Source organism: Flavobacterium sp. PMTSA4, assembly GCF_032098525.1.
Taxonomy (GTDB): Bacteria; Bacteroidota; Bacteroidia; order Flavobacteriales; family Flavobacteriaceae; genus Flavobacterium; species Flavobacterium capsici.
Window position 1 is genome coordinate 2,840,336 of sequence record NZ_CP134890.1, and the last position, 13,545, is coordinate 2,853,880.

Below are 13,545 nucleotides of genomic sequence, written 5' to 3' on the forward strand. Positions count from 1 at the left end.
ATATCATTAATAAGATTATGTATTTACACTTTTGCTTATGGGAATAACAACTACTTATAAAAAAATCTTTTTTTCTTTTTCAATTTTATTTTTTCTTATAGGAATAGAACTCAGTGGTTTTTCTCAGTGTCCAACAGTTTCAAATTCTACTCAATCATTTTGTGATTCTCAATCTCCTACTGTTGGAAGCTTAGTAGCTACTGATAATGGTGGTGGTATTCGTTGGTATGCTAATGCTTCCGATCCTCCAGGAAGTTTTTTGTCATCTTCTACATCACTAGTCTCCGGCGAAGATTATTTTGTTGATGACAATACGGGAGCTTGCGGAACTAGACAAAGTGTAGTTGTTTCAATTGTTTCAAGACCATTTGCCTTATTGGGAGCAACAACGCTTTGTAGAGCTTCAATAGTTTCAGATTTAAATCCTTTCGTGATTGGTAATAATATTAAGTGGTACACATCCGCAACTGGAGGCTCACCATTAAATTCAACTGATTCTGTAGTTAACGGTACTTATTATGCTAGTCAAACGAATCCGGTAACTGGATGTGAGACTACAAGAACTCCAATAATTGTTCAGGTTTTAATTGTTCCGCCACCAACAGGTGACGCAAATCAAGTTTTTTGTTCTTCAGCTTCACCTACTATAGCTAATTTAGTTGCTACAGGAACTAACGTTTCTTGGTATGCATCACAAAGTTCTGGTTTTCCTCTTGATCCTTCAACACCTTTGGTAAATGGACAAATTTATTTTGCAGAGTCTTATATTTTCCCATGTCCAAGTACATCAAGACTTCAAGTTACAGTTACTTTAAATCAACCAAATAATGCTGGTGGTAGTCGAGTAATAGGGTTTTGTGAAAGTATAATATCATCACAACCTCCAATCAATCTTTTTAATCAATTAACTGGTAGTCCTCAAACTAACGGAGTTTGGTCTGGATCAACTGCAACATCAAACGGACATTTAGGAACTTTGGATGTTTCTGGTTTTAATTCAACTAGTTCGCCATACATTTTTACTTATACCGTTAGTTCTTTGCCTTGTCCTGATGCAGTTTCAACAGTAACTATTAATATAAACTCAGAACCAACGGTAACGGTAACCACTGCGCCCGTTTGTCAAGGCACACCAGCTACAGTAACAGCCACAGTAAGTCCAGCAGGAACCTACACCTATACATGGACCGTACCATCAGGAGCAACCAATCCAGGTAATGTTTCAAGTTTCAATACAACGGTAGCAGGCGTTTACAGTGTAGTAGTTACCGATACAACGACTACGTGTCCGAGTCAACCCGCACAAACCACAGTAGTTATCAATACCCCACCAACAGTAACTGTAACCAGTGCACCTGTTTGTCAAGGCACACCAGCTACAGTAACAGCCACAGTAAGTCCAGCAGGAACCTACACCTATACATGGACCGTACCATCAGGAGCAACCAATCCAGGTAATGTTTCAAGTTTCAATACAACGGTAGCAGGCGTTTACAGTGTAGTAGTTACCGATACAACGACTACGTGTCCGAGTCAACCCGCACAAACCACAGTAGTTATCAATACACCACCAACAGTAACTGTAACCAGTGCACCTGTTTGTCAAGGCACACCAGCTACAGTAACAGCCACAGTAAGTCCAGCAGGAACCTACACCTATACATGGACCGTACCATCAGGAGCAACCAATCCAGGTAATGTTTCAAGTTTCAATACAACGGTGGCAGGCGTTTACAGTGTAGTAGTTACCGATACAACGACTACGTGTCCGAGTCAACCCGCACAAACCACAGTAGTTATCAATACACCACCAACAGTAACTGTAACCAGTGCACCTGTTTGTCAAGGCACACCAGCTACAGTAACAGCCACAGTAAGTCCAGCAGGAACCTACACCTATACATGGACCGTACCATCAGGAGCAACCAATCCAGGTAATGTTTCAAGTTTCAATACAACGGTAGCAGGCGTTTACAGTGTAGTAGTTACCGATACAACGACTACGTGTCCGAGTCAACCCGCACAAACCACAGTAGTTATCAATACCCCACCAACAGTAACTGTAACCAGTGCACCTGTTTGTCAAGGCACACCAGCTACAGTAACAGCCACAGTAAGTCCAGCAGGAACCTACACCTATACATGGACCGTACCATCAGGAGCAACCAATCCAGGTAATGTTTCAAGTTTCAATACAACGGTAGCAGGCGTTTACAGTGTAGTAGTTACCGATACAACGACTACGTGTCCGAGTCAACCCGCACAAACCACAGTAGTTATCAATACCCCACCAACAGTAACTGTAACCAGTGCACCTGTTTGTCAAGGCACACCAGCTACAGTAACAGCCACAGTAAGTCCAGCAGGAACCTACACCTATACATGGACCGTACCATCAGGAGCAACCAATCCAGGTAATGTTTCAAGTTTCAATACGACGGTAGCAGGCGTTTACAGTGTAGTAGTTACCGATACAACGACTACGTGTCCGAGTCAACCCGCACAAACCACAGTAGTTATCAATACACCACCAACAGTAACTGTAACCAGTGCACCTGTTTGTCAAGGTACACCAGCTACAGTAACAGCCACAGTAAGTCCAGCAGGAACCTACACCTATACATGGACCGTACCATCAGGAGCAACCAATCCAGGTAATGTTTCAAGTTTCAATACAACGGTGGCAGGCGTTTACAGTGTAGTAGTTACCGATACAACGACTACGTGTCCGAGTCAACCCGCACAAACCACAGTAGTTATCAATACACCACCAACAGTAACTGTAACCAGTGCACCTGTTTGTCAAGGCACACCAGCTACAGTAACAGCCACAGTAAGTCCAGCAGGAACCTACACCTATACATGGACCGTACCAGCAGGAGCAACCAATCCAGGTAATGTTTCAAGTTTCAATACAACGGTAGCAGGCGTTTACAGTGTAGTAGTTACCGATACAACGACTACGTGTCCGAGTCAACCCGCACAAACCACAGTAGTTATCAATACACCACCAACAGTAACTGTAACCAGTGCACCTGTTTGTCAAGGCACACCAGCTACAGTAACAGCCACAGTAAGTCCAGCAGGAACCTACACCTATACATGGACCGTACCATCAGGAGCAACCAATCCAGGTAATGTTTCAAGTTTCAATACAACGGTAGCAGGCGTTTACAGTGTAGTAGTTACCGATACAACGACTACGTGTCCGAGTCAACCCGCACAAACCACAGTAGTTATCAATACCCCACCAACAGTAACTGTAACCAGTGCACCTGTTTGTCAAGGCACACCAGCTACAGTAACAGCCACAGTAAGTCCAGCAGGAACCTACACCTATACATGGACCGTACCATCAGGAGCAACCAATCCAGGTAATGTTTCAAGTTTCAATACAACGGTAGCAGGCGTTTACAGTGTAGTAGTTACCGATACAACGACTACGTGTCCGAGTCAACCCGCACAAACCACAGTAGTTATCAATACCCCACCAACAGTAACTGTAACCAGTGCACCTGTTTGTCAAGGCACACCAGCTACAGTAACAGCCACAGTAAGTCCAGCAGGAACCTACACCTATACATGGACCGTACCATCAGGAGCAACCAATCCAGGTAATGTTTCAAGTTTCAATACGACGGTAGCAGGCGTTTACAGTGTAGTAGTTACCGATACAACGACTACGTGTCCGAGTCAACCCGCACAAACCACAGTAGTTATCAATACACCACCAACAGTAACTGTAACCAGTGCACCTGTTTGTCAAGGCACACCAGCTACAGTAACAGCCACAGTAAGTCCAGCAGGAACCTACACCTATACATGGACCGTACCATCAGGAGCAACCAATCCAGGTAATGTTTCAAGTTTCAATACGACGGTAGCAGGCGTTTACAGTGTAGTAGTTACCGATACAACGACTACGTGTCCGAGTCAACCCGCACAAACCACAGTAGTTATCAATACCCCACCAACAGTAACTGTAACCAGTGCACCTGTTTGTCAAGGCACACCAGCTACAGTAACAGCCACAGTAAGTCCAGCAGGAACCTACACCTATACATGGACCGTACCATCAGGAGCAACCAATCCAGGTAATGTTTCAAGTTTCAATACAACGGTAGCAGGCGTTTACAGTGTAGTAGTTACCGATACAACGACTACGTGTCCGAGTCAACCCGCACAAACCACAGTAGTTATCAATACACCACCAACAGTAACTGTAACCAGTGCACCTGTTTGTCAAGGTACACCAGCTACAGTAACAGCCACAGTAAGTCCAGCAGGAACCTACACCTATACATGGACCGTACCATCAGGAGCAACCAATCCAGGTAATGTTTCAAGTTTCAATACAACGGTAGCAGGCGTTTACAGTGTAGTAGTTACCGATACAACGACTACGTGTCCGAGTCAACCCGCACAAACCACAGTAGTTATCAATACACCACCAACAGTAACCGTAACCACTGCACCCGTTTGTCAAGGCACACCAGCAACAGTAACAGCCACAGTAAGTCCAGCAGGAACCTACACCTATACATGGACCGTACCAGCAGGAGCAACCAATCCAGGTAATGTTTCAAGTTTCAATACAACGGTAGCAGGCGTTTACAGTGTGGTAGTTACCGATACAACGACTACGTGTCCGAGTCAACCCGCACAAACCACAGTAGTTATCAATACCCCACCAACCGTAACCGTAACTAGTGCACCTGTTTGTCAAGGCACACCAGCTACAGTAACAGCCACAGTAAGTCCAGCGGGAACCTACACCTATACATGGACCGTACCAGCAGGAGCAACCAATCCGGGTAATGTTTCAAGTTTCAATACGACGGTAGCAGGCGTTTACAGTGTAGTAGTTACCGATACAACGACTACGTGTCCGAGTCAACCTGCACAAACCATAGTAGTTATCAATCCAATTCCTGATGCAGGAGTTGATGGTGCATTTTCAATTTGTTCAAATCAAAATTCAGTTGACTTATTTGATTATTTAAATGGTACTCCTCAAACTGGAGGAACTTGGTCTCCAACTTTAGCGAGTGGAACAAGTATATTTAATCCTGCGGTAGATACACAAGGTGTGTATACTTATACTATTACAGGTATTGCTCCATGTAATGATGATACAGCAACAGTTAATGTGACGGTTGTTCCAGGACCAGAAGCAGGTAATGATAATTCGTTGCAATTATGTTTGAATAGTACGGGTCAAGATTTATTTTTATTGTTAGGTCCAAATGCTCAATCAGGAGGAACTTGGTCACCAGCATTAGCAAGTGGAACAGGATTTTTTGACCCAAGTATAGATGCAGCAGGTGATTATACCTATACATTAACGGGACCTAATCCTTGTGATAATGACGAAGCAACAATTACAGTTACTATAGATCCAATACCTGATGCTGGTACAGATGGTTCACATTTGTTTTGTACTAATGATGCTGCTCAAGATTTGTTTAACTTTTTGAATGGAACACCACAATCTGGAGGAACTTGGTCGCCAACTTTAGCTAGTGGAACAGGTGTTTTCAATCCGTTGTTAGATGTTGCAGGTGTTTATACCTATACAGTTGGTGGAACTAATTGTACTCCAGCTTCAGCACAAGTAACGGTTACATTAGTTCAATCTCCTATAGCAGGTGCTGATGGTCAGCTTCCAGCTTGTGCTAACGACACTAGTATTGATTTAACAAGTGGTTTAGATGGAACACAAGGTTCAGGAACTTTTTCAGACGATAATGCTACTGGTGCATTAACGGGAACAATATTTAATCCTTCATTAGTATCTCCAGGAACTTATAATTTTACTTATACAGTTGGTGGTGGAACAGATCCTTGTTTATTTGATACAGCTGTAGTTACAGTTGTTGTAACTCCATTACCAAATGCAGGAACTTTTGCTCCAACAAGTTCTATCTGTTCTTCTGCTGGAACAATAGATTTGAATACTTTATTGACTGGTCAAGATTCAGGTGGTGATTGGACTGATTCAAATAATGTAACGGTTAATTCGATTATTAATATCTTAACTTTCTCTGAAGGTACTTATGATTACACCTATACTGTGACGAACAGTTGTGGCACTGATACCGAAGCAGTTCAGTTTACTATTTTACCTGTGCCAACTATTATAAGTTCTAATATCTCGGTTACTCCAATTTGTATTGGTTCAGATGCGGTTGTTAATTTATCTGGAATGGTAGATGGAACATATACTTTGGACTATGATTTATCAGGAGCTAATGTTTTAGCAAACCAATCGGTTCAGGTTACAGTAGTTGGTGGTAATGCTGCTTTTACCATTTTAGCGGCTGATATTCCAAACAGTGGAACTACAACAATTACTATAACTAACATTCAAAATACTACGACAAATTGTTCTAATACACCTACTAATGTTACTGGAACTATTACAATAAATCCTTTAGTAACCATTGACAATGTTAATGTTTCAGTGGCAAATGCTTGTTTAAATTCAGATGTGATAGTTCAAATTACCAACGCTGTCAATTTACCAGACGGAACATATCAATTCAGTTATACCATTCCAACAGGAAACCCAACTACTGGAAATTCTGGAGATGTTACTATTACATCAGGTAATGGACAATTTACGATACCTGCAGCTGTCTTTACTGCTGTTGGACCTTATACTATAACAATCGATTCAATTGCAAGTTCAACAGGATGCTCAAATCCTGCGGTTAGTGCTACTGCATCATTTAATATTGAGCAACCATTGACTGCTGGAACTTTCAACGGAATAATTTCAGTATGTCCTTCAACGGGAGTTTTAGATTTAGCATCACTTTTAGACAATGAAAGTACTGGCGGAGTTTGGACAGATAACAATAGTGTCGTTGTAACTTCACCATTAACGATTATCAGTTTCGCTGCCGGAACTTACACTCATACCTACACAGTTACTAATTCTTGTGGAACGGATACTGAACAAGTTCAGTTTACCATTTTAGCAAATCCAACTATTACAACTGCAAATGTTACTATTTCTCCAGCATGTTTGGGAACTAATGTAATTGTGAATTTGAACGGAATGGCTGATGGAACGTACACTTTAACCTATGATTTAACAGGAGCAAACAATGCTTCGGCTCAAACAGTAACAGTCACAATAACATCTGGAATAGGGAACTTTTCAATTCCAACAGCTTTATTGCCAAATACTGGTATAACTGTAATATCATTTACCAATATTGTTAATACAGTTACTAATTGTACAAATAATTTAACGGGAGTTTCTGCCCAAATAAACGTTAGACCATTAGCCGATATTGATAGTGCTAACCTTAGTGCTGCAGCAGTTTGTTTTGGGGATAATGTTATAGTAGCAATATCTGGAGCTTCTAATTTAATAGATGGAACCTATCAATTTAATTACTCTATTCCAGGAGCAACTCCTACATCAGGAAATACTGGAGATGTGGTTGTGTCAGGAGGAAATGGACAATTCCAATTATCATCGTCACTATTCCCTAATTCAGGAACTTATACCATAACCATCACTGGAATCATTTCTGCAACAAGTTGTGTTAATGCCAATGAAAATGCTTCAACAACAATTGTTATCAATGCATTGCCAAGTGCTGCAGGAGCAAATTTATCAGCACAATCAACTTGTGTAAACTTTACTAGTGAGGTAACCATAAGCAATGCATCTGGTTTACCTGATGGTTCATATACTATTATATACGATTTAACTGGAGCCAATTCAGCTACTACAACAATTACGATTAATGTTGTTGGAGGTCAAGCTACATTTACAATACCAGCATCAGAATTAGCCAATGAAGGTGATACCACCATTACGGTAACCGATATCATGTCGGATACAACATTGTGTATGTCAACTGGAGCAACTTTTGCACCTTATACATTCTCAGTTGCGCAACTTGGAGTACCAGTGCTGGTTGATTTAGGAAATGAATTCTGTGATACTGATAATCCAACTGTTGCCGACCTTTCCGCTAATGTGGTTGGAGGTCAAACAGTGGTTTGGTATGATGCTCCAACAGGAGGAAATGCTTATAATGATTCAGATGCTTTGATAAACGGAAATACTTATTATGGTGCTTATGTTTCTCAAAGTGGTTGTGAAGGACCAACAAGATTGGCAGTTGTAGTAGATACAACGGTATGTGATGAATTGATAATTCCTGATGGATTCTCACCAAATAATGATGGAATTAACGATGATTTCCACATTGTAAATCTGGATATTTTATACCCTAATTTCAAATTGGAAATTTACAATCGATATGGAAATTTAATATATGTTGGAAATAAAAACACACCACGTTGGGATGGAACAACTACCGAAAAAAGTTTACGATTAGGAAGCAATTTGTTGCCTTCTGGTGTTTATTTCTTCATCATCTACTTTAACGATGGAACACGAAAACCATATCAAGGTAGAGTTTATTTAAATAGATAATTGAAATGAGTACACAAATGAAACATAGACTTATTAAATACTTACTGGTTCTGATAGTGGTTCTTTTTTCAATGCAATCTAGTGCACAACAAGATCCAATGTTTACTCATTATATGTACAATATGAGTGTTATCAATCCTGCTTATGCAACAGATAATGCTGACGTGTTAAATGTTGGTGGTTTATACCGTTCGCAATGGGTTGGTATAAAAGGTGCGCCAACTTCGGCAACATTTTTTGCACACAAACCAATATCAAAACGAGTAGAACTTGGAATTTCTGTTGTAAACGACCAAATAGGTGATGTCGTTAATGAAAACAACGTTTATGTAGATTTTGCTTATGTGCTTCCGCTTTCAGATGAAATGAGATTATCATTTGGAGCCAAAGCAGGTGCTACTTTCTTTGATACAAACTTTAACGGATTTGTATATTCTGATCCGATTCCTGATCCAACATTCCAAAACAATATCAGTAAAGTTTTTCCAAATGTTGGTGCCGGAATGTATTTGTTTGGAAAGAACTATTATTTAGGACTTTCTACTCCTAATTTATTAATGACAAAACATCTGGAGCGTCAGGATGGAATTACCACTACTGGTGTTGAAGCGTTACATTATTTTATGACTGGAGGTTATGTGTTTACTTTTAACGGAAATGACAATTTCAAATTAAAACCTGCCTTTATGGCCAGAGCAGTTTCTGGCGCACCACTTTCTTTAGACTTAACAACCAATGTTTTGATAAACAATCAATTTGAGTTAGGTGTCGGTTATAGAAATGGCGATTCGGTTTCGGGCTTGGCAAGTTTTTATATTACACCAACATTAAGAATAGGATATTCTTATGACTATACGTTAACGAATTTGAGAAATTTCAATTCAGGTTCGCACGAAGTGTTTTTATTATTTGATTTAGATTTTGGCAAATTATCTAACAAAGGATACGATAAATCACCAAGATTCTTTTAATAATTATATATGAAAAAATTATTTTACATACTATTTATTCTGGGTTGTTTGACATCAGTTTTCGGGCAAAAGAAAGCTACTGTAAAGCAAGGCGATAAATTTTTTGAAAAGAAAGAATATGTAAAAGCTGCTGAAGTATATGAGCAATTAAAACCAACCAAAAAGATACTGCAAAACCTTGGCGACAGTTATTATTATAATTTCCAAATGAATAATGCAGTTCGTGCTTATGGTCAATTGTTTTTCTCCTATAAAGACAGTTTGGATAAAGAATCTTATTTCAGATATGCCAATGCATTAAAAGGTATTGAAGACTATGAAAAAGGTGATGCTTTTATGAGCGAATACTTAGGATATACTCAAAACACGCCTAAATTCATGAAAAACATCACCCGAAATGGTGCTTATACTTATAAATTGGTAATGATGTCTAAGAACAAAACCAATGGCGATTTCGGAATTTCATTCTATGGCGATAAAGTAGTTTTCTCTTCGTTGCGAAATGCCAAAGGCGAAGCTTATGGATGGAACGACAGACCTTATCTTGATTTGTTTTCGGCCTCTGTAAATAACGAAGGAATGCTGGTAGATGTAGTTCCTTTTCCTGAAGTAATCAATTCTAAGAAGCACGAAAGTAACGCGGTTTTCTCGCAAGATTTAAAGACGATGTACTTCAACCGTACAGGCGAAAGAGTTCAAGTTGGCGATGAAAAAATTGCAACCGTAAAATTATATAAAGCCGAATTTGTTGATGGTAAATGGACCAACGTTACCATGCTGCCATTTTCAAGTGATGAATATTCGGTAGAACATCCTGCATTGTCTAAAGATGGCAAGCAACTTTACTTTGCCAGTGATATGAAAGGAACTTTAGGTTCTATGGACATATTTGTTGTTGAAATTAACGAAGATGGAACTTATAGCCAACCTCGAAATTTAGGAGAAACGATTAACACCATTCACCGTGAGCAATTCCCGTTTATTGCCGATGATGGTTCGTTATATTTTGCATCCGATGGACATCAAGGTGCCGGAAATTTAGATATTTTCATGAGTTACAAAATCAGCGATACAGAGTTTGACAAACCGCAAAACCTTGGCGAAACCATCAATAGCGGTATGGACGACTTCAACCTGATTTTAGATTATAAAACCGGTAAAGGTTATTTTTCTTCCAACCGTACAGGCGATGATAATTTATACACCGTTGCTTTAGAGGAAAACAAATTACAGTTTGCCGTTGAAGGTGTAGTTCGCGATAAAAACTCATTACAGTTATTACCAGGAACAACTGTTAAATTGTATAACGAAGCAGGCGAATTGTTAGAAGAAGTTGTGGTTGGTAAAGACGGTGACTTTGCGTTTAACACCGAGCCAAACAAGAAATACAAAATCATGGCCTTCAGAGATTTTTACATACCTGCAGAATCCAGCTTTGATACCAGCGAAAAAGGAAAAGTATATATTGACTTAGAAATGAAAGTTGAGTCGTATACCGATGCCGAAAAGAACATCAAGAAAGATACGGAAGGTTCAATATTCATTGAGTTAGAAAACATTTATTTTGATTTGGATAAATCAGATATCAAGCCACAGGCAGCCCAAGTATTGGATGGGTTAGTGGCACTGCTTAAAAAATACCCATACATGGAAATCGAAATTGGTGCACATACCGATTCTCGTGCTTCCGATGTATATAATTTAAGATTATCAAATCGTCGTGCAGCATCGGCTTTAGAATATTTAGTGCAAAACGGAATCGAAAGAAGACGTCTTCGTTCTATTGGTTATGGAGAAACCAAACCGTTAATTATTTGTCCTAAAAACGATTGTACTAACGAAGAGCATGCTATAAACAGACGATGTACGTTTAGAATTTTGAAGTAATAGTTGTTGATTAATTGTTTTTTAAAATTGGGTTCAAATGCACACTATCAGGTGTGCATTTGTTTTTTAATCATATGTTAATTTCAGATTTTGTAAACTAACCATTCAAATTAGTATTTTTGTCATCATTATTATTTGTTATGAAAAACATACTTTCTTCACTGTTATTATTCGTTTCTGTTTCTCTTTTTGCGCAAGTGCAACGTCCAAAACTGGTAGTTGGAATTGTAGTTGACCAAATGAAAATGGATTATCTCTACCGCTTTCAAAATGATTTTTCCGAAAACGGTTTTAAACGATTGATGAACGAAGGTTATACGTTTCACAACACACATTACAATTATTTCCCAACATCAACTGCGCCAGGTCATTCGTCTATTTATACCGGAACTACACCTGCGGTTCATGGCATCATGGGGAACGATTGGTTCAACAGAAAAGTTCAAAAGAGCATTTACTGTACCGATGATGACAGCGTTTCTATTCTTGGTGTTGGCAGTGAAAAAGAAGGAAAAATGTCGCCTAAGAATCTTATGGCAACTACCGTAACAGATGAGTTGCGTTTGTCTACCAATTTTCAAGGAAAAGTTATAGGCGTTAGTTTGAAAGACAGAGGTTCCATTCTTCCGGCTGGGCATTTTGCCAACTGGGCATTTTGGTACAGCGATTCTGGGAATTTTATTTCCAGCACTTTTTACGGTGATGCTTTGCCATCTTGGGTTACCGAATTCAACGACCAAAAGCACTACATGAAATACGTAAACCAAGGTTGGAATTTATTAAAACCCGCAGCAGCTTACAACGAAAGTCTTCCCGATGATAACCCACACGAACTGGATTTGTTCAAACACAAACCCGTTTTTCCTTATGACTTAAAAACCATTTTTGCCGAAAGCGGCGCAAAAATATTCCGAACCATACCACAAGGAAATGATTTGTTAGAAGAATTTGCCAAACGCGCCATCGAAAAAGAACAATTGGGTAAAGACGAAATCACCGATTTTTTGACCGTGAGTTTTTCTTCCACGGATTATGCTGGTCACGATTTTGGTACCCGTTCTATGGAAGTGCAGGATACTTATTTGCGCTTGGATTTAACCATAGCCGACTTCCTGAATTATCTCGACAAAACCGTTGGTAAAGGAAATTATTTGGTGTTCTTAACGGCCGACCACGCCGCTGCCGAAACCCCAAAGTTTTTAAAAGAACACAAATACAACATTGATAATGTAGAAACAAAAAGTATTCGCGCTGCAATAAGAGAGTTTTCTAAAAACACGTATGGCGAAAACCTGTTGTTAGATTATACCAAAAACAATGTATTTATAAACAGAGAAATTCTGAAAACCAAAGGACTCGACTTAAACACCGTAAAACAAGGATTCAAAGACTTCCTGATGACACAGGAACAAGTAAAACGGGTTTATACCGAAGAAGAAATCCTTGCCAACTCTGGCGCCGATTATTTTTTGAATGCTATTGCCAAAGGATATGATGTTTCCCAAAACGGCGACTTGGTAGTATTGGACAAACTGGGCTACATTGAAGGGAAAGCCAAAGGAACCGAACATTCAGCGCCGTATACTTATGATACCCATGTGCCGCTGGTATTCTTTGGTTGGAAAATAAAACACGGCGAAACCCACGACAAAAAAGTTATTACTCAAATAGCGCCAACCGTAGCTCAAAAACTCAAAATTACGTTGCCTAACGGCACGGAAAGTAATGTGTTGTTGGAAGTGTTGGAGTAAAATTTAAACCTGACAGGTTTTAGAAACCTGTCAGGTTTAAAAAAAAACAGTTTTTAATAATTCTTTTCAATACCTAAATAATTAATTAATTCAAAGAAAACATCATTAAATACAATTCCCAATATTCCTGTTATACTTATGCTAATTAAAATTAAAATAGAAAAATATTTTAATTTTTGGTTGTCGCTCGTTTTTACTAATGAGTAAATGAAAAACGGTATATATACCATTATGACAGGAATTCTGAATGCAGGACTTAATACCCATGCTTTCCCTTCAATTAAATAACTTATAACAATTGCTGCAAAAATTAAAAGGGTTAATCCAAATCCAATGATTATTTCTTTAATAGTTATTTTTTTTGACTTGATTAACTTTAAGATTTCCATCATTGCCAAAACGGCTATTCCTAATGCTCCCAGCAAAAAAGGTAAAATTATTAGTCCCAATATATTTTTATTGTTTTAATTCAGTA

Annotated in this window: 5 protein-coding genes; 4 read left to right on the forward strand and 1 reads right to left on the reverse strand. The window is 39.1% G+C overall.

Going from position 1 to position 13,545, the window contains the following annotated elements:
- Positions 1 to 37: 37 nt before the first annotated feature.
- The 4 genes from RN605_RS12925 (at position 38) to pafA (ending at position 13,070) form a co-directional block, all read left to right on the forward strand.
- Positions 38 to 8,461 (forward strand): T9SS type B sorting domain-containing protein, encoded by an 8,424-nt coding sequence (locus RN605_RS12925; RefSeq protein ID WP_313325440.1) that lies wholly within the window; start codon positions 38 to 40, stop codon positions 8,459 to 8,461.
- A 17-nt stretch (positions 8,462 to 8,478) separates the two neighbouring features.
- Complete coding sequence (locus RN605_RS12930; RefSeq protein WP_313325441.1) at positions 8,479 to 9,432, forward strand: PorP/SprF family type IX secretion system membrane protein; 954 nt, start codon at positions 8,479 to 8,481, stop codon at positions 9,430 to 9,432.
- 9 nt (positions 9,433 to 9,441) lie between these two features.
- A complete protein-coding gene (locus tag RN605_RS12935; RefSeq protein WP_313325443.1) occupies positions 9,442 to 11,319 on the forward strand; it encodes an OmpA family protein in 1,878 nt (625 codons plus the stop codon).
- A gap of 140 nt (positions 11,320 to 11,459) precedes the next feature.
- Positions 11,460 to 13,070: an alkaline phosphatase PafA gene (gene pafA, locus RN605_RS12940; protein WP_313325444.1), complete on the forward strand. Its 1,611-nt coding sequence runs from the start codon at positions 11,460 to 11,462 to the stop codon at positions 13,068 to 13,070.
- Between the two features lie 53 nt (positions 13,071 to 13,123).
- On the opposite strand, the gene RN605_RS12945 is transcribed toward pafA, so the two are convergent.
- A complete protein-coding gene (locus tag RN605_RS12945; RefSeq protein ID WP_313325446.1) occupies positions 13,124 to 13,519 on the reverse strand; it encodes a hypothetical protein in 396 nt (131 codons plus the stop codon).
- Between the last annotated feature and the right edge of the window lie 26 nt (positions 13,520 to 13,545).